The organism is Pseudotabrizicola sp. (assembly GCF_030656345.1).
GTDB lineage: Bacteria > Pseudomonadota > Alphaproteobacteria > Rhodobacterales > Rhodobacteraceae > Pseudotabrizicola.
On record NZ_JAUSNR010000002.1, the window covers coordinates 97,819 to 115,716 of the forward strand.

14 protein-coding genes are annotated in these 17,898 nt (G+C 63.9%); 8 read left to right on the forward strand and 6 right to left on the reverse strand.

Annotation, left to right across the window (positions count from 1 at the left end; genetic code table 11):
* Positions 1–21: 21 nt before the first annotated feature.
* From Q7J44_RS00530 to Q7J44_RS00550, 5 genes are all read right to left on the reverse strand, one after another.
* Complete coding sequence (locus Q7J44_RS00530; protein ID WP_304875964.1) at positions 22–1,572, reverse strand: Na/Pi cotransporter family protein; 1,551 nt, start codon at positions 1,570–1,572, stop codon at positions 22–24.
* Between the two features lie 109 nt (positions 1,573–1,681).
* Complete coding sequence (locus Q7J44_RS00535; RefSeq protein WP_304876360.1) at positions 1,682–4,285, reverse strand: HAD-IC family P-type ATPase; 2,604 nt, start codon at positions 4,283–4,285, stop codon at positions 1,682–1,684.
* Positions 4,285–5,055: an SDR family NAD(P)-dependent oxidoreductase gene (locus tag Q7J44_RS00540; RefSeq protein ID WP_304875966.1), complete on the reverse strand. Its 771-nt coding sequence runs from the start codon at positions 5,053–5,055 to the stop codon at positions 4,285–4,287. The genes Q7J44_RS00535 and Q7J44_RS00540 overlap by 1 nt, the downstream gene beginning before the upstream one ends.
* 39 nt (positions 5,056–5,094) lie before the next feature.
* On the reverse strand, positions 5,095–6,810 hold the full coding sequence (locus Q7J44_RS00545) for a cation:proton antiporter (protein WP_304875968.1): 1,716 nt from the start codon (positions 6,808–6,810) through the stop codon (positions 5,095–5,097).
* Positions 6,810–7,037, reverse strand: coding sequence for a helix-turn-helix domain-containing protein (locus tag Q7J44_RS00550; RefSeq protein WP_304875969.1), 228 nt, complete (start codon positions 7,035–7,037; stop codon positions 6,810–6,812). The genes Q7J44_RS00545 and Q7J44_RS00550 overlap by 1 nt, the downstream gene beginning before the upstream one ends.
* A gap of 350 nt (positions 7,038–7,387) precedes the next feature.
* Between Q7J44_RS00550 and Q7J44_RS00555 the strand changes: the two genes are divergently transcribed.
* Positions 7,388–8,224 carry a universal stress protein gene (locus Q7J44_RS00555; protein ID WP_304875971.1) on the forward strand — a complete coding sequence of 279 codons (837 nt, stop codon included), beginning with the start codon at positions 7,388–7,390 and terminating at the stop codon, positions 8,222–8,224.
* Positions 8,225–8,621: 397 nt separating this feature from the next.
* Positions 8,622–9,986, forward strand: a complete 1,365-nt coding sequence (locus Q7J44_RS00560; protein ID WP_304875973.1) for a voltage-gated chloride channel family protein — start codon at positions 8,622–8,624, stop codon at positions 9,984–9,986.
* A 149-nt stretch (positions 9,987–10,135) separates the two neighbouring features.
* Here Q7J44_RS00560 and Q7J44_RS00565 read toward each other — a convergent pair whose 3' ends face one another.
* Complete coding sequence (locus Q7J44_RS00565; protein ID WP_304876362.1) at positions 10,136–11,164, reverse strand: dipeptidase; 1,029 nt, start codon at positions 11,162–11,164, stop codon at positions 10,136–10,138.
* Positions 11,165–11,303: 139 nt separating this feature from the next.
* Between Q7J44_RS00565 and Q7J44_RS00570 the strand changes: the two genes are divergently transcribed.
* The 6 genes from Q7J44_RS00570 to Q7J44_RS00595 are packed head-to-tail and all read left to right on the forward strand — an operon-like array spanning position 11,304 to position 17,630.
* A complete protein-coding gene (locus Q7J44_RS00570; RefSeq protein WP_304875975.1) occupies positions 11,304–12,908 on the forward strand; it encodes an ABC transporter substrate-binding protein in 1,605 nt (534 codons plus the stop codon).
* Between the two features lie 49 nt (positions 12,909–12,957).
* Positions 12,958–14,034 (forward strand): ABC transporter permease, encoded by a 1,077-nt coding sequence (locus Q7J44_RS00575; RefSeq protein ID WP_304875977.1) that lies wholly within the window; start codon positions 12,958–12,960, stop codon positions 14,032–14,034.
* Positions 14,034–14,939 carry a nickel transporter permease gene (gene nikC / locus Q7J44_RS00580; RefSeq protein ID WP_304875979.1) on the forward strand — a complete coding sequence of 302 codons (906 nt, stop codon included), beginning with the start codon at positions 14,034–14,036 and terminating at the stop codon, positions 14,937–14,939. The genes Q7J44_RS00575 and nikC overlap by 1 nt, the downstream gene beginning before the upstream one ends.
* A complete protein-coding gene (locus Q7J44_RS00585) occupies positions 14,936–15,766 on the forward strand; it encodes an ABC transporter ATP-binding protein (RefSeq protein WP_304875981.1) in 831 nt (276 codons plus the stop codon). Before nikC ends, Q7J44_RS00585 begins: the two co-directional genes overlap by 4 nt.
* A gap of 4 nt (positions 15,767–15,770) precedes the next feature.
* Positions 15,771–16,529, forward strand: a complete 759-nt coding sequence (locus Q7J44_RS00590; RefSeq protein WP_304875983.1) for an ABC transporter ATP-binding protein — start codon at positions 15,771–15,773, stop codon at positions 16,527–16,529.
* 21 nt (positions 16,530–16,550) lie between these two features.
* Positions 16,551–17,630, forward strand: coding sequence for a dipeptidase (locus Q7J44_RS00595; protein WP_370692928.1), 1,080 nt, complete (start codon positions 16,551–16,553; stop codon positions 17,628–17,630).
* The last annotated feature ends 268 nt before the right edge of the window (positions 17,631–17,898 follow it).

Genomic DNA, 17,898 nt, shown 5'->3' on the forward strand with positions numbered 1-17,898 from the left:
GGCAAATGTCCTGCAACCCTGTCACACCCGGTGCGCGGTCCCAATCTGCGGGCCTGCCGCCTGTGCACCGTAGTGGGCGATCCTCTCGGCATGTTCTGCGACCCGGTCCAGCCAGCGCAGCGCATCGGTTTCCCGAAACACGTCCGCCGGGCTGATCAGGTCCGCATGGTTGCGCAGGAATGCCCCACGCCGGTGCTGCAGTGTGATGTCGCGGATGCGGTCAGACAGCCTGCTGGCCTGACCCGGCTTTGGTGGCCTGGACAGGGCTGCGGCAATGGCACGGGCAGGTCGTGCCAGTCGCGGGTTGTCGGCCAGATGGGCGATGCGGCCCCGCTCTTCGCTGCGCGCGGTCAGCCGGGTGATATGGTCGGTCAGATGCATCAGCGCGGCCATCCGGTTCAGCGGATCTGGCCGGTCCGGGGCCAGTTGCAGCCGTGAAAGCCAGGTTTCCAGCGCCTTGCGGGCTGGCTCTACCCGGCCGGGCAGCGCGGCCAGCGGGCGCAGGTCGCGTGCGCCCTGGGGGGCCAGTGCCGCCTGCAACGCCTGACCAATGGCCTCGGTGATGGCCGTCGCTGTGCGCGCGGCGGCATCCAGCGCGGTGCCGCTGTCTGCCAGAAGCTGCGGGTCCAGCGCCGCCGCCAGCGTAACCGGCCTGTCCGGCACCAGCCAGATCACCAGCGCGGCAAAGGGTCTTGTCAACGGCAGGAACAGGGCTGCGCCCAACACATTCAATCCGGTGTGAAACAGGACCAGTGCCGTCTGGTCATCCGGCCCGGTAAGCGGGTTGTGCAGCAGCGGTGCCAGCACGCTGATCAGCGGAAACGCCAGCATGGCCGAGATGGAATTGAACAACAGGTTGGCAACGGCTGCCCGCTGCATCTCGCTGCCGCCCCCCAGACTGGCCAGAAACCCGGTCAGCGTGGTGCCCATGTTCATGCCCACCACCATCGCCGCCGCCTGCCCGAAGGTCAGCGCACCAGACCCCAGAAGCACAAGCGCCAACGCTATCCCCGCCGACGAGCTTTGCATGATCGCCACGAGGATCAGACCCGTCGCAACCATCACCAGCCGTCCGGCCCATGTGTCCCCGGGCAACCAGTCGGGTGTCACATAGGTCTCAACCCCCGCTGATGCGGCCTGCATCAGGTCCAGCCCGATGAAAAGCAGCGACAGCCCTGCCAGCATCCGGCCCAGCCGTGCGAGCTGGCCCTCACCAAGAATTCCCATCAGGGATGCCACAAACAGGACAGGCAGGGCCACGATCCCCAGCTTGAGCTTTACCCCGACCAGCATGATGATCCAGCCGGTCATCGTCGTGCCGATGCTGGCCCCATAGATCACACCCAGCGAATGCGAAAAACTGATCAGCCCCGCGCCGACAAAGCCGATGGTCATGACCGTGACGGCCGTCGAGGATTGCACAACAGCGGTGATGCCCGCCCCGGTCAGAACGCCGCGCAACGGGCTGGAGGTCATGCGCAACAGCCAGCGTCGCAATCCATCCCCGGCAAGCGACCGCAACGCCGCTGTCATTGTCTCCATGCCGAACAGAAACAGTCCGATTCCGCCCAAGAATCCCAGCACTCCGCCTGTCATGGACCGACCACGGCAACGGCATTCAGGTGCCGCAGGTCATGCTGACGGGTCATCGGCGGGCGATTTTCGTATGCGGCGATCTTTTTCATCCCCTCAGGCCCAGCCGGATTTGCTTTTCGATCTCGGCTATTGCAAAGAACGCGACGCCGACGCCGACGATCAGCAATCCGTCGGTCAGCGAGACTGCATGCGTGCCAAGGACGCTTTGGAACAGCGGCACATAGGTGACGGCGAATTGCGCCGCAGTGACGGCGATGACCACGCCCCAGATCACCTTTGTCCCGCGCAAGGCCGCCCATGTCAGCGAGGTGCCGTGCATGTTGCGCACGAAGAACAGGTTGAAAATCTCAAGCACCACCAAGGTGTTCATGGCGATGGTCTGTGCCAGGGCCAGCGGATAGCCGCGTGACAGCGCATAGCTGAACATGCCAAAGATCGCGACCACGAACAGAAAGCCCACGAACACCACATACCAGACCAATGCGCCCGAAAGCACCGGCGCATGGCGTGCGCGGGGCGGACGGACCATGGTGCCTGCCTCGGTCGGCTCGAACGCGAGCGCGAGGCCAAGGGTGATCCCGGTGATCAGGTTGACCCACAGGATCTGCACCGCCGTGACCGGCAGGGCCATGCCCGCGATCAGCGCCACTATGATCACCAGAGATTCGCCTGCGTTGGTGGGCAGGGTCCAGCTGATCACCTTTTTCAGGTTGTCATAGACCGTGCGTCCCTCGCGCACGGCTGCGGCGATAGAGGCGAAGTTGTCATCGGCCAGCACCAGGTCGGCGGCTTCTTTCGCCGCCTCGGACCCTTTCAGCCCCATGGCAATGCCCGCATCGGCGCGTTTGAGCGCCGGGGCGTCATTCACCCCGTCGCCGGTCATCGCCACGGAAAGGCCATTGGCCTGAAGCGCCGTGACAAGGCGCAGCTTGTCTTCGGGGCTGGTGCGGGCAAACACATCGACCGAGGCGACTTCCAGCGCCAGCTGGGCGTCGTCCAGCTTGTCCAGATCGGCACCGGTCAACACCCGGCCGGGGTTTTCCAGCCCGATCTGCGCTGCAATGGCCGCAGCGGTGCCAGCGTGGTCGCCGGTGATCATCTTGACCCGGATACCGGCCGCCCGGCATTCCGCCACGGCGGCAATCGCCTCGGGGCGCGGCGGGTCGATCAGGCCGACAAGACCAAGGAAAGTCAGCCCGCCCTCCAGTTCTGCCGGGTCAATCCGGTCACCCGTCTCGGGACGTTCTGCCAGTGCCAGCACGCGCAAACCCCGCCGCGCCAGCGCTTCGGCGCGGTGGTGCCAGTGCTGCAGGTCAATGTTGCCGCACATTCCCAACACGCGTTCCGGCGCGCCCTTCACATGGGTCACGCGGCCCTGTGGCCCGTCGATCAGCACTGCCATGAAGCGGTGGCGGCTGTCGAAGGGGATGGAGTCCAGCCGGCGCTGCCTGTGATCGCCACCGACCTTGCCTGCAAAGGCCAGAAGCGCGCCCTCCATCGGGTCACCCTCGACGATCCAATCCCCATCCTTGCGATGCAGGCTTGCATCGTTGCACAAGGCTGCCGCCCGGGCGAGCGGCGTCAGGTCGCCCGCCGGAGTGATCTCCCCTTCGGGCGCATATCCTTCGCCACGGATGACAAAGGCTCCCTCTGCCGTTTCAACCGCGGCCACCACCATTTCGTTGCGGGTCAGCGTGCCGGTCTTGTCGGTGCAGATCACCGAAACCGACCCGATGGCCTCGATCGCGGGCAGGCGGCGGACGATGGCGTTGCGGCGCGCCATGGCCTGCACGCCGATGGCAAGGGTGATTGTCATCACTGCAGGCAAGCCTTCGGGGATCGCCGCGACGGCGACGCCGACCACGGCCATGAACAGATCGGCAAACGGCATCTGGAGTACGTAGGTGCCCCAGGCCAGCAAAAGCCCCGCCACCAGCAGGATCAGGAATGACAGCCAGCGTGCGAAGTGGTCGATCTGCGCGACCAGAGGGGTGGTCAGCTGTTCGACCCCGGCCAGAAGCCCGCCGATGCGCCCGATCTCGGTGGCCTGACCCGTCGCCACCACCAGACCGCGGGCGGTGCCTTGCGTGATCAGCGTGCCTGACCATAGCATCGAACGGCGGTCGCCAAGGGCGGCATCGGTGGCAACCGGGGTCTGGCCCTTTTCCACTGGCACCGACTCGCCGGTCAGGATGGCCTCTTGCGCGGCCAGCCCCCGCGCCTCGATCACCCGCAGGTCGGCGGGAACCTTGTCGCCCGCCTCCAGCAGTACGATGTCGCCGGGGACAAGGTCGGCCCCGTCCACCGATGCCCGCTGCCCATCGCGCAAGACGGCGGCCTTTGGCGCAAGCATGTCGCGGATCGCCGCCATCGCCGCCTCGGCCTTGCCCTCTTGGATAAAGCCGATGATAGCGTTCGCCAGCACCACCGCCAGGATCACGCCGGTATCCACCCAGTGCTGCAACGCACCCGTAACCACCGCCGCGCCGATCAGAACGTAGATCAGCACGTTGTGAAACTGCCGCAGGAACCGGACCACCGGCCCCCGCGCGCGCACTTCCGGCAGGCGGTTTGGCCCGTGTTCGGCCAGCCGCCGTGCAGCCTCGGGCGTGCCCAGTCCTTCGGGTGTTGCGGCAAGTCCGGCAAGGCAGTCGGCGGCTGGGGTGGCGTGGGGGTGCGTCAGTTCCATCATCGCGCGGTATAGCCGCCGTCGATGACAATCTCGGTCCCGGTGACGAACTTCGCCTCGTCCGACGCGAGCCAGACCACGGCCCAGGCGATGTCATCGGGCTCGCCCATCGTGCCGATGGGATGGGCCGCGCCCGCAGCCGCCTTTGCCGCCTCCAGATCGGGAGAGGTGGCGCGCAGATGGTTTTCCACCATCGGTGTCCAGATATAGGCCGGGTGAACCGAGTTCACCCGGATCTTCTCGGGGGCATAGGTGATCGCGTCGTTCTTGGTCATCAGCCGCACCGCGCCTTTGGAGGCGTGATAGGGCGCGATGCCACCGATGCCGACCAGACCGGCAATAGAGGACAGGTTGATGATCGACCCCTTTCCCGCCGCGCGCAGATGCGGGATCGCGTGTTTGGTGCCAAAGAACACGCCCTTCACGTTCACGGCCAGCACAATATCCCATTCCGCCTCGGTCACCTGATCGGTGGGCTTGGGGCTGCCGGAAATGCCCGCGTTGTTCACCAGCACATTCAGGGCACCGAACCGGGCGGCTGCGGCGTCGATGGCGGCTTTCATCGCGGCCTCGTCCGTCACATCCACGCGCCAGAATCCGGCGTCATGGCCCTTGGCGGTCAGTTCAGCGGCCAGCGCTGCGCCCTCGGCCTCAAGCATGTCAAGGATCGCAACCTTGGCACCTTCTTCGGCCATACGGATAACGCATGCGCGACCGATGCCGACGGCACCCCCGGTCACGAAGGCGGTCTTGCCTGCAAGTCGGTTCATATCAATCGTCCTTTCGTTGGTTTGGTTGTCGTCGGGGCGTCATCCCGTTGCCCGGCCCTCGGCCGCGATTTCGGGAAAATCTGTTCGGTCTTCGGCCACAGCACCGGACAAAAGCTCCACGGCGCGGTCTGCCGCATCCTGAAACGGCTCCAGCACCAGATCGACACCCGCGCCGGACAGGGCCTCGCTGTCGCCGCTGCTGTGCGAGGCCGCCGCGATCCGGCCCGAGAAACCGGCCGTGCGCGCCAGCTGGATCAGGGTCCGCCGGGTGTCTTCGTGGCTGAGGCCGGTCGGGTGGATCGGCACCGTCGAGACCATCCACTCGGCCCCCCGGAACGGCAGTTCAGCTACAAATTCAGGGTCACTTGCATCGCCGAAATCGGCCTCAAGCCCAAGGTCCCGCCAGCGCCGCACCGCCTGCGGGTTGAAGTCCACGCCCAGCACGCGGATGCCGCGTTTGTGCAACCGCAGCCCGATGGCGGTGCCAAAGCGGCCCAGCCCGAAAATGATGATCCTGTAGCTGCTGGGCGCATGTGCCCCCGCTTCGGATGGCTCTCGCGGCGTGTTCTTTCGCTCGAAGACTCCAAGCAACGGCTCGAAGCGTGCGTAAAGCTGATGCGAATAGGTGATCATGTAGGTCGATGCCGCGATGGTCACGAGGCCCACCATGGTGACAAGGCCAAGTGCGTCTTCGGTCACATGCCCGATCGACACGCCCATGGCGACAAAGATCAGGGAAAACTCGCTGATCTGTGCCACCGTCAGACCGGCAAGGAAGCCGGTGCGCTTGCGGTAGCCCATTGCCCCCATGATCGCCAACACGATCAAGGGGTTGCCGATCAGCACGAACAACGAGAACAGGATCGCTCCGATCACATGGGTCCCCAGAAGCGACAGGTCCAGCGTGGCCCCAAGGGCGATGAAGAAGAACAGAAGCAGGAAGTCGCGCAACGGCGCCAGCCGGGCGGCAATGGTCTCGCGATAGGGGGTGGAGGCCAGCGCTATGCCCGCCATCAGGCCACCCACCTCTTTGCCCAGACCCACGAAATCGCCGACAGCCGCAAACATCGCGGCCAGCGCGATGGCGAAAATCACCAGAAGTTCCGGCGCGCGGGCGAGCCGTTCGGTCAGCGGGTTCGCGGCATAACGGACGAACAGGACCACCACCGCCACCAGTGCCAGCCCGGAGGCCAGCACCATGACCACCGACCCGCCGCCATGCCCGGTATCCGAGGCACCGATACCGATCGCCGACAGCACGATCATCGCCAGCACCACGACAAGGTCCTGCACGATCAGGAACCCCAGCGCGATCTGGCCATGCAGGGCGTCGATCTCGCGCTTGTCGGACAGCAGTTTGACAATGATGATGGTCGAGGAAAACGTCAGCGCGACCGCGACGTACAGGCTGGTTATGTGCCCCAGTCCCAGCGCCAGACCGATCAGATAGCCAAAGAACGCCGTGAACATGACCTGCCCCAGCCCGGTCATCACCGACACCACACCCAGCGACCGGATCAGCTTTACGTCAAGTTTTATGCCGACCAGAAACAGCAGCACCGCGATGCCCAGCTCTGACAGCAGGTCAATCTGCGCATCCGACCGCACGACATCCAGCGCCGACGGCCCCGCGATCAGCCCGACCGCGATGAAGCTGACGATCAGCGGCTGCCGCGCCAGCGTGCCGATCAGCCCGATGCCGGCAGCCATGGCCAGAAGCAGGGCCACTTCGGCAAAAGAGGTCAGTATCGGCATCAAGGCTTCCCTTCGGCATCAGGACCGGCTGGTCCATCATTGTGCTCCCTCGGTGCTGTCTGATGCAGCCGCAGGAAGTCGTTCAGATCGGCATTGGCAATGCGCCAGCCCTTGCCGATATTAATTGCGCGCAAACGGCCCAGCTTGATCCAGTGGCGCACGGTCGCCTCGGCGACTTGCAGGCGGTCAGCGACTTGCCTGACGGTTTGATACTGGTCCTGCGGCATGGCGTTCTGTGTCCCGTGGGCTTTTGTGCAGAATAGCGAAGGACAGTCGCTTTTGATTGATCTGGATCAATTCACAAGACGATCCTGAGTGATTTACTCGCCTTAGGCGAAGGGCAGGGGGGACAAACCATCAAAAAGACCATGTTTGCGACTGGCTTCCCGGAACGGTCTGATCCGGGCGTTCAGGCGCGCGGTCAACCGCACTCCGGGCGAAGGTTCTGGTCAGCGTCGGCCGCCAGACCCTGAAAGACGCAGATTGTAACGTCCTCGTCCTTCCGGACGAAGCCGCATGTTTGATGCAGTACCACCCGCAGGAATTCTGCACCGCACCTGTCAAAGGAGACTAAACCATGCCGGATCGCATTGCCTACATCCCCCTGAATACCTATCCGCAAGCGGCCTCCGACGCTGCAGTCCTGCGCGCGATCAGCTTTGCAGGCGCGCTCGGATGCAAGGTGCATGTCTCGACGTTCGCGGCGAAGTTTCCGCCGGTTCCGTCGCCGGTCGGGGGGTACCTCATCAACGTCGAGGCTCTTTCGCGCGCAGCAGAGGCGCGCAGTGAAGCAGAGTGCAAACGTCTGCAAACCCTTGTCGGGACCGCTGGCGGGTCAGGTGCCGGGGTTTCCGTCACCAGTCATGACGTCGTGGCGGGTGAAGCGCTGACATTGGCTGTGACGGAATCGCGCTACTTCGATCTGTCATTGGTAATTTGGTCGGCCGAAGCGGTTGCGACGCAGGACATGGCACAAGGCCTGATCTTCGGCTCAGGCCTTCCCGTGATCCTTGTTCCCCCAACGGGCCCAATGGACGTCGTCGATCACATTGCCATTGCTTGGGATGAAAGCCGTGTTGCCGCGCGCGCTCTTGGCGATGCCTTGCGGATCTTGCGGCCAGGGGGAAGGGTCTCTGTCCTGACGGTGCAGGATGAAAAGGCGCTGAACGGGACCGGACTTGCGCAGACCCTTGCATCGGCCCTTGTTTTGCGAGGCTACGATGCAAAAGCGGTCGATCTGACACTGGACGGAAAAAGCATCGCAACCGCCCTTCAGGATGCGGCGCTTGCCGAGGGCGCACAGCTTTTGGCGATGGGCGGCTTTGGCCATTCCCGCCTTCGCGACTTTATTCTTGGCGGCGCTACGAAGGGTATTTTGGGCGATTTGCGCATTGCCAGTCTGCTGGCGCATTAGGGTTCAATGTACACTGAAAGGGCGTGCTGGTGCCGCGCCAGACGTTTCGGTTGCGGCGCAGAACGACGCTTTTCCGGCTGACCGATCAGGTCGGCACCTGCGAGGTTGCGCTGCGCCCCTCCATGACTTGATACGAGCGCATTTCCTTGGTGCCGAACGATTGGGCCGCAACACCTACACGCACCGGCCTGCATCAGTGACCCGATCCTCGACTTGCCCGGACAATCCGTGTGGTTCGACTCTGACATTCCAAGCCATCGCCACACACCATCTGCTCACAGTCAGGACGGCAAGATGCTTCCGCCCACGCGCATGTCTTGTGCCCGTAGGCCAAGCCGTTATGACAACAGGGCAGTCCCGCTGACGCCAGACTGCGCGAAACGGCGGAGATCCGGTCATGCACGATCACAGCTTTTTGCAGCGGCAATGGCGCAAGGTATTGCGTCTGGCCTTCTGGCTGGCGGTTCTGGTCCCACTGTCGGTGGGGATCGGCTCGGCTGTCGCGTTGTTTTTGTGGTCGCTGGAGCGGGCCACGCAGGCGCGCTTTGATCTGCCATGGCTGATCTGGCTGATGCCGGTGGCAGGCTTTGCGATGGTCTGGGCCTACCAGAAGTTTGGCGGCGCATCGACTGGCGGCAACAATCTCATTGTGGATGAAATCCATCAGCCCGGCGGCGGCGTGCCGTTGCGCATGGCACCGTTCATTCTGGTCTCGACCGTGCTGACCCATCTGGTCGGAGGCTCGGCGGGGCGTGAGGGCACTGCTGTGCAGATCGGTGGGGCGCTGGCGGGTGGTCTGGGGCGGCGGTTTGATCTGGATGCGCCGTCGATGCGCATCCTGCTGATCTGCGGCATCGCGGCAGGGTTCGGCGCGGTGTTTGGCACCCCGCTGGCCGGCGCAATCTTTGCGCTCGAGGTGCTGATGATCGGGCGCATCCAATATGACGCCCTGCTGCCTGCGCTGCTGGCGGCGCTGGTGGGTCACTGGACGGTGCTGGCCTGGGGCGTGGGCCATGTGCATTACGAGATCAGCTTCATCCCCAGCGACGTCACCGGCTGGTTTGGTGTGGATATCGTGCTGTTTGCCAAGGTCGCCGTAGCCGGGCTGATCTTTGGCCTGTGCGCCCGCGCCTTTGCCGAAACGTCGCACGGGCTGGCGGCGCTGTGGGCGCGCTTTGTCCCCTATGCGCCATTGCGCCCGGTCATCGCCTCGGGGCTGATCATCGGGCTGGTCTACCTGCTCGACACCCGCGCCTATCTGGGCCTTGGGGTCTGGAGCGCGATTCCCGGCGATCCGACGCTGATCGGGTTTCTGCAGCCGGATCAGACCGACCACACCAGCTGGTTCTGGAAGTTCCTGTTCACCGTGATCACCTTGTCAGCCGGGTTCAAGGGGGGGGAGGTGACACCTTTGTTCTTCATCGGGGCGGCCCTTGGCGTGGCGCTTGGGTCGCTGATGGGGGTGCCGACCGACCTGATGGCCGCCATCGGTTTCGTCGCGGTGTTTGCCGGGGCCACCAACACGCCGCTGGCCTGCGTGATCATGGGGATCGAACTGTTCGGCGCAACCCATGCTGTGTCGTTGGCCATCGGCTGTTTCATGGCCTATGCCGCCTCGGGCCATGCATCGATTTACGGCGCGCAACGGATCGCGGTGGCCAAGACGCGTGTCGCCTGGCAGCCCGACCCCGCCGTGCCCCTGCACCAGTGGCGCAAATTGCGCCGGTCGAAAGCAAAAGGGCGAAAGCCCGCCGACGACTGATCAGGCGACACAACAGGGCGGGTTGCACGACCCCTTATGCCTTCTGCGCAGGCCGTGGGGGCGTCATGCCAAGGGTCTTCCTGTCATTGGCTGCCGCATCAGGGCGCATTGCCGGTTTTGATCGCCGCAATGACCATCCCTGACCGCGTTCAGCCGATGGTGCGGCGCAGCACGTCCAGCCAGTTTCCCCAACACAGCCGCGCAATCAGATCCGTACCATAGCCTGCCTTTTCCATTGCATGGCCAAGCGCGGGCAGGCCTGCCGCTGACCCCATGAAGTGCGGGATCATCGTGCCGTCGAAATCCGACCCCAGCGCCACGCCGCCCTCGCCCAGTCGGGCGATCAGATGGTCGATGTGGCGCAGCATCACCTCGGGGCCGGTGTCGGCGTTCTTCACGCCATCCGTGCGGAGAAAGGCCACTCCGAAGTTCAGCCCCACCAGCCCCTTGCTTTCGGCAATCGCGTCAAGCTGACGATCCGTCAGGTTGCGGGTGGCGGGTGTCAGCGTATGTGCGCCGGAATGGGTGGCAACCATCGGCGCATCGGTCAGCTTTGCCACATCCCAGAACCCCGCCTCGTTCAGGTGGCTGAGGTCGAACAGGATGCGCAGGCGGTTACAGGCGGAAAGCAACTGCCGCCCCGCCGCTGTCAGCCCCGGCCCGGTATCGGGCGAGGCCGGAAAGTTGAAGGGAACGCCATGGCCAAAGATGTTGTCACGGCTCCAGACCGGGCCGAGGGAGCGCAGGCCTGCGGAGTGGTACAGGTACAATTCGTCCAGATCAGGGCCGATCCCCTCACAGCCTTCGATATGCAGCAGGGCGGCGATTGCGCCGGCCGCCTGCGCGGACTCGATCTCGGCAACACTCCGGCACAGGCGGATGGCATCGGGCCGGTCTGCGGACATGCGGTGCAGGATCGCGGCCTGTTCCAGCGTCACCTGCCGCGCCATCGTGGTGTCGACGGGTTCAAACGCACGGCAGGTTGCCATCGGGTCGGGGGCCGTCGCCGGATCGCCCGGAACCCAGACCGCGAAAAAACCGCCCGCAAAGCCACCTGCGCAGCACTTTGCCAGATCGACGTCGCCGTCTGTCCCATTGAAAAACGCGGCCCCCGTGCGGTCGCCAGCCGCCCAGAGTTTACTCAACAGGTCATTGTGGCCATCGAAAACCGGGCGCATCGGCATGGGTCTCTCCTTCTTTGTGACAGCGTTAAGACTCGCCTTGACAGGGGGGCACAAAAATTGCCCAGTTGGTCAAAGTTGCGTCTGCCCGGTCCGGGTATAGACGCATACCAACAAGAGAGACAGGGAGTCTTCCATGAAGCTTGACCTTACCCTTCGCCGTGCCGGTGCATTTGCGCTGGCGTCTTTTCTGGCCGGGACCGCCCCTGCCGCGCTGATGGCGCAAACCCCCGCCGATACGCTGGTGATCGCGGATGCGATCGACGACATCGTGTCCATCGACCCGCATGAAGCGTTCGAGTTTTCCGGCACCGATCTGGTAAACAACACCTATGACACGCTGGTAGAACTGGACCCGACGCAACCGGGTGACCTCGTCCCCGGGCTGGCCGAAAGCTGGGACGTGGCCGAAGATGGCGTGACCTACACCTTCAAGATGCGCCCCGGCGTCACCTTTGCTTCGGGGAATCCAGTGCGGGCCGAGGATGCGGCATTTTCCCTGCAGCGTGTGGTCAAACTGAACAAGACCCCGGCCTTCATCCTGACCCAGTTCGGCTTTACGCCTGAAAATGTCGAGGAAATGATCACCTTTGACGGTGACACGGTCACGATGAAAACCGACCAGCCCTATGCGCCCAGCTTTGTCTACAACTGCCTGACCGCTGCCGTCGGGTCGATTGTCGACAAGGAAACCGTCATGGCCAACGAGGCCAATGGCGACATGGGCAATGAATGGCTGAAGTCGAACACGGCGGGGACGGGGGCCTATGTGCTGCTCTCGTACAAACCATCCGACAGCTATATCCTTGAGGCGCGGGAAGGCCATTGGCGTGGCGATGCCAAGCTCAAGCGCGTGTTCATGCGTCATATCCCCGAGGGCGCGACCAACCGCCTGCTGCTGGAGCGTGGTGATATCGACGTCAGCCGCGAAGTGACTTCGGTCGACATCGAAGGCATGGAGGGCAATGCCGATATCCGCGTGGAAACCGACCTTGCAGGCTATATCTACTATATCTCCGCCAACCAGAAGAACGAAGCACTGGCCAATCCCAAGGTGTTGGAGGCGATGCGCTGGGCCATCGACTACCAGGGCATGACTGAAAGCTTCCTCAAGAACGAACAGACCGTGCATCAGGCCTTCCTGCCGCTCGGCTATCTGGGTTCGATCGACGAAACGCCCTATTCGCTGGATATTGAAAAGGCCAAGGCGCTGCTGGCGGAATCCGGGGTAGACCTGCCCCTGAACATCAAGATGTCGGTGCGCAACAGCCAGAACCGCACCGATATGGCGCAGTCGGTGCAGAACACTTTTGCACAGGCCGGGATCAACCTGACACTTTCCATCGGTGAGGGCGCGGAAGTGCTGGGCGAATATCGCGCCCGCCAGCATGACCTGACGCTGCAAAGCTGGGGGCCAGATTATCCTGACCCGCATACCAACGCATCGACCTTCGTGATCAACGGCGACAATTCGGATGAGGCACAGCTGACCGGCAGTCTTGCCTGGCGCAACGCATATGATCCGGGCGAGCTGATGACCATGACGGAAGCGGCCGTGATCGAACGCGATACCGACAAGCGCCGCGAAATGTATGAGGAAATTCAGCGGGTACACCGCGATACCTCGCCGTTCATCACCATGTTCCAGGAAAACAACCGCACCGCGATGCGCTCCAACGTCAAAAACTTCTACACTGGCGGCACCGTGGACTCGGTGACCTACTGGCTGGTCGAAAAGTAAGGGTTGTTCGGCGGGCGGGGTCACTCTCGTCCGCCGATGACTGCCGCGCATGACCGCATCCCCCGACACTCCCGCCCCGCCCGCCGGTCGCTTGTCCGGTCTTCCCCGTGTGCTGCGCCTGATCGGCGGCACCGCGCTTTCGCTGGCGATCACCATTCTGGGCCTGCTGCTGGTGACCTTCATCATCGGGCGCGTGGTGCCCATCGACCCGGTTCTGGCCATCGTCGGCGAGCGCGCTACCACAGCGCAGTATGAGGCGACGCGGCTGGCGCTCGGCCTCGATGAACCGATGTGGAAGCAATTCGCGATCTATGTCAGCAATGCCGTGCAGGGCGATCTGGGCCAGTCGCTGCGCACCAAGCGCGAGGTGTCGGCCGATATCATCCGCTATTTCCCCGCAACGCTGGAACTGGCGACCATTGCCACGCTGTTTGGTGTGCTGGTCGGCGTGCCTGCGGGTGTCTTGGCCGCCACCAGACCCGGCACATGGGTGGATCAGGTTGTGCGGATCGTGGGGCTGATGGGCTATTCGATGCCGGTGTTCTGGCTGGGGCTGCTGGCGCTGCTGGTGTTTTATGGCATTCTTGGCTGGGTCGGCGGGCCGGGGCGGCTTGATGCCGGGTTCTCGATGATGTTCGAACTGGATGTAAAACAGCGCACGGGCATGATCCTGATCGACACCGCGCTGGCCGGTGAATGGCCGATGTTCCGCAACGCGGTCAGCCATATCATCCTGCCGTCTGCGGTGCTGGGCTATACCTCGATGGCCTATATCAGCCGCATGACCCGCAGTTTCATGATGAATGAGCTTGGGCAGGAATACATCACCACTGCGCGGGTGAAGGGCATGCCCGAATGGCGGGTGGTCTGGGTGCATGCGCTGAAAAACGTGATGGTGCCGCTGATCACGGTGATTGCGCTGTCCTATGCCTATCTGCTGGAAGGGTCTGTGTTGACCGAGACAATCTTTGCCTGGCCGGGGCTGGGCAGCTATATCACCGATGCCCTGTTTGCCGCCGACATGCCTGCTGTTCTGGGCGGTACGGTGGTGGTGGGCGTGGTCTTCGTGACGCTGAACATGGCGTCAGATCTGTTGTACCGCCTTGTCGATCCGAGGGCGCGCTGATGGCCACAATGACCGAATGGCTGCGCGACCCCAGCCCCGCCTCGCGCACGCAGGCGCGGCTGGGGCAAAGCTATCTTGCCTGGCTGCGGATGCGGCGCAATCCGCTGGCGATGGTGGGGCTTTTCATCATCCTTGTGCTGCTGTTCATCGCGGCCTTTGCCCCTTGGGTTGCCACCCATGACCCGCTGGCGCAGAACCTGTCACAGCGTCTGCTGCCGCCCGGCACAGCGGGGCATTGGCTGGGCACCGATGATTTCGGACGCGATATCTGGAGCAGGATCGCCTACGGCTCGCGTATCACGCTGTATATTGTGACGTTGGTCGCGGTGACGGCCCCGGTGATCGGACTGCTGATCGGCACGGTTGCGGGCTATTTCGGTGGCTGGGTCGATCAGGTGCTGATGCGGATCACCGATATTTTCCTCGCCTTCCCACGGCTGATCCTTGCGCTGGCACTGGTCGCCGTTCTGGGGCCGGGGATTGAAAACGCGGTTCTGGCCATCGCGCTGACAGCATGGCCACCCTATGCAAGGGTGGCGCGGGCCGAAACGCTGACGGTGCGCACATCGGACTATATCGCCGCCGTGCGCCTGCAAGGGGCCGGGGCAGGGCGGATCATCTGGGGTCATGTGATGCCGATGTGCCTGCCGTCGGTGATCATCCGCGTCACGCTGGACATGGCTGGCGTGATCCTGATTGCCGCCGGTCTGGGCTTCCTTGGCCTTGGCGTGCAGCCACCGACCCCGGAATGGGGCTTGATGATCTCATCCGGACGCAAGTTCCTGTTTGAACAGTGGTGGGTCGCGACGATGCCGGGGCTTGCGATCTTTATCGTGTCGCTGGGCTTCAACCTGTTGGGCGACGGGTTGCGCGATGTGCTGGACCCAAGGAGCAGCGGCAAATGACCTTGCTTTCGGTAAAAGACCTGCGCGTGACCTTCGACACCGAAGCCGGCCGCGTCGAGGCCGTGCGCGGCGTGTCCTTCAGCCTTGGCCGCGAACGGCTGGGCATTGTAGGCGAAAGCGGATCGGGAAAGACCATGACGGGCCGGTCCGTGCTGCGGCTGATCCGCCCGCCAGGCCGGATCGAGGCGACCGAGATGGTGTTTGACGGCACCGATCTGATGGCTGCTTCGGAACGCGAGATGCGCGCCCTGCGTGGCCAGCGGATCGCCATGGTGATGCAGGACCCGAAATATTCGCTCAATCCGGTGATGAAGGTCGGCGCGCAATTGACCGAAGGTCTGCGGCTGCGCGATGGCATGTCGGCCAAGGCGGCGCGCTTCAAAGCCATCGAGGCGCTGGAGGCCGTGCAGATCCGCGGGGCCGAGCGCGTGATGGAGGCCTATCCGCACGAGTTGTCGGGCGGCATGGGTCAGCGCGTGATGATCGCGATGATGCTGATCCCCAACCCTGACCTGCTGATCGCGGATGAACCGACCTCGGCGCTGGATGTGACCGTGCAGGCCGAGGTGCTGACCATCCTTGACGGGCTGGTGCGCGACCGGGGCATGGGGCTGATATTTATCAGCCACGACCTGCGGCTGGTGGGGCGGTTCTGCGACCGGGTTCTGGTGATGTACAAGGGCCGGGTGGTCGAGGAGCTGGAGGCAAAGAACCTGATGCAGGCACAGCATCCCTATACAAGGGGTCTGCTGAACTGCCTGCCCCGTATCGGCGGCAGCCGGGCCCCGTTGCCGGGGCTGGACCGCGCTGCGGAATGGGCGGAGTAAAGCGATGGCACTGATCGAGGTTGAAAATCTGTCGGTCCATTACGGGATCAAGGGTCAGTTGGTGCGCGCTGTGGAAAGCGTCAGCCTGAGTGTGGACACGCGCGAAAGCTACGGGCTGGTGGGCGAAAGCGGCTCGGGCAAATCGACCATCCTGCGCGCCATCTGCGGGCTGGCACCCATGACGGCGGGCCAGATCCGCATCGGCGGGCAGACCTTGCCCACCCCGCGCGGCCGGGCCTTCAGCCGCCGGGTGCAGATGGTGTTTCAAGACCCCTATGCCAGCCTGCATCCGCGCCACACGCTGGACCGCACGCTGTCGGAACCGCTGGCGATTCATGGCATCGGCGGCAGTGATGCGCGGGTGGTCAAGGCGCTGGAAGATGTGGGATTGCCCGCCAACTTCCGCTTCCGCTATCCGCATCAGCTTTCCGGTGGCCAACGCCAGCGGGTGGCGATTGCCCGGGCGCTGATGCTGGAACCGGAGATCCTTTTGCTGGATGAACCGACCTCGGCGCTGGATGCCTCGGTGCAGTCCGAAACGCTGAACCTGTTGAACCGCTTGCGCGCCGAACGCGGGCTGACCTTTCTGATGGTCAGCCATGACCTTGCCGTGATCGACCATATGTGTGACCGCGTGCTGGTCATGCAGCATGGCCGCGCGGTCGAAGAGCTGACGCGCGACCAGCTTGCCGGTGCGCAGATGACCACGGATTATGCCCGCACGCTGTTTGATGCCAGTGCGGACCGGATGCTCGAGGCCTGAGCGGGCCCCGGAAAGGATATGATGGATTTCCCGGTTTTTGACGGACATAATGATTTTCTGCTGCGGCTCTGCAACGCGCCTGACCGGCGCGAGGAATTGTGGCTGACGGGCGAGGTGGATGCGAACGGCAAAGCGGTCGGCCATCTGGACCTGCCCCGTATGCGACAGGGCGGGTTTGCAGGCGGGTTGTTCGCAATCTACATCCCGTCGCCCGTGGCGCATGACAGTGTCGACTATCAGGCGATGATGAATGCGCCCCCCTATGACCTGCCGCTTCCCGATCTGATCGACGCCAAGGGCGCGCAGCCGGTGGCGCTGTCGATGGCCGCGCATCTGCACTGGATGACGCGCGCCGCCCCCGATGATTTCAGCCTGTGCACCACCGCCACCCAGATCCGCGCGGCAATGGCCGCAGGCCGCATCGCGGGCGTGATGCACATGGAAGGGGCCGAGGCGATCAGCCCCAGTCTTGACGAGCTGCCGCTGTGGCACGCGATGGGGCTGCGGTCCATCGGGCCGGTCTGGTCGCGCCCCACAGTGTTCGGTCATGGCGTGCCGTTCCGCTTTCCGGGCGACCCGGATACCGGGCCGGGGCTGACCGATGCGGGCCACGCATTGGTGCGCGCCTGCGACGAGATGCGGATCATGCTGGACCTGTCCCACATCAACGAAGCCGGGTTCAACGACGTGGCCCGCATCTCAACCGCCCCGCTGGTTGCGACGCATTCCAACGCCCATGCGGTGTCGCAATCGACCCGCAACCTGACCGACCGCCAACTGGCGATGATTGCGGAAAGTGGCGGCCTTGTGGGGCTGAACTTTGCGACATCGTTTCTGCGCCCTGATGGCCGGCAATCCCCCGCCATGGACTGGGACCCGGTGATGCGCCACCTTGACCATCTGCTGTCCCATCTGGGCGAGGAGGGTGTCGGGCTCGGGTCCGATTTCGACGGTGCGACCATTCCCGAAGGCATCGGCGACGTTACTGGCCTGCCCGCGCTGCTGCAGGCGATGATCCGGCACGGGTTCGGTGCGGATCTGGTGGAAAAGATCGCGCACCGCAACTGGCTGGCGCTGCTGCACCGGATCTGGGGCATGTGACCGGGGTGTTTGGTGCCGGGATCCGATGGATCGGGAGGAACTGCTCCGGCACTTATGTCCGGATTGACTTTCCGAACGGGCGGCCACCTTGCGTCGTTGTGACAGAAGCCTGCGGCGGCACACATCATATCGGCCGATTTTGCCTGCTGCATGGCCACGGGCAGCTGATGGCACCCCTCTACGCCCGACCCTCAGTCAAGGTCCACAGGAACGACGACCACGATGAGCAGGCTTCTGGCGGTTTTGTGGACACGAAGACAGGTTCGTG

Excerpts from the sequence above, each read along its gene's own strand:
- Q7J44_RS00555 (WP_304875971.1), top strand. The coding sequence starts at position 7,388 with ATGCCGGATCGCATTGCCTACATCCCCCTGAATACCTATCCGCAAGCG.
- Q7J44_RS00565 (WP_304876362.1), bottom strand. The coding sequence starts at position 11,164 with ATGCGCCCGGTTTTCGATGGCCACAATGACCTGTTGAGTAAACTCTGG.
- Q7J44_RS00540 (WP_304875966.1), bottom strand. The coding sequence starts at position 5,055 with ATGAACCGACTTGCAGGCAAGACCGCCTTCGTGACCGGGGGTGCCGTC.
- Q7J44_RS00575 (WP_304875977.1), top strand. The coding sequence starts at position 12,958 with ATGACCGCATCCCCCGACACTCCCGCCCCGCCCGCCGGTCGCTTGTCC.
- Q7J44_RS00585 (WP_304875981.1), top strand. The coding sequence starts at position 14,936 with ATGACCTTGCTTTCGGTAAAAGACCTGCGCGTGACCTTCGACACCGAA.
- Q7J44_RS00550 (WP_304875969.1), bottom strand. The coding sequence starts at position 7,037 with ATGCCGCAGGACCAGTATCAAACCGTCAGGCAAGTCGCTGACCGCCTG.
- nikC (WP_304875979.1), top strand. The coding sequence starts at position 14,034 with ATGGCCACAATGACCGAATGGCTGCGCGACCCCAGCCCCGCCTCGCGC.
- Q7J44_RS00535 (WP_304876360.1), bottom strand. The coding sequence starts at position 4,285 with ATGGAACTGACGCACCCCCACGCCACCCCAGCCGCCGACTGCCTTGCC.
- Q7J44_RS00590 (WP_304875983.1), top strand. The coding sequence starts at position 15,771 with ATGGCACTGATCGAGGTTGAAAATCTGTCGGTCCATTACGGGATCAAG.
- Q7J44_RS00595 (WP_370692928.1), top strand. The coding sequence starts at position 16,551 with ATGGATTTCCCGGTTTTTGACGGACATAATGATTTTCTGCTGCGGCTC.
- Q7J44_RS00545 (WP_304875968.1), bottom strand. The coding sequence starts at position 6,810 with ATGCCGATACTGACCTCTTTTGCCGAAGTGGCCCTGCTTCTGGCCATG.
- Q7J44_RS00560 (WP_304875973.1), top strand. The coding sequence starts at position 8,622 with ATGCACGATCACAGCTTTTTGCAGCGGCAATGGCGCAAGGTATTGCGT.
- Q7J44_RS00570 (WP_304875975.1), top strand. The coding sequence starts at position 11,304 with ATGAAGCTTGACCTTACCCTTCGCCGTGCCGGTGCATTTGCGCTGGCG.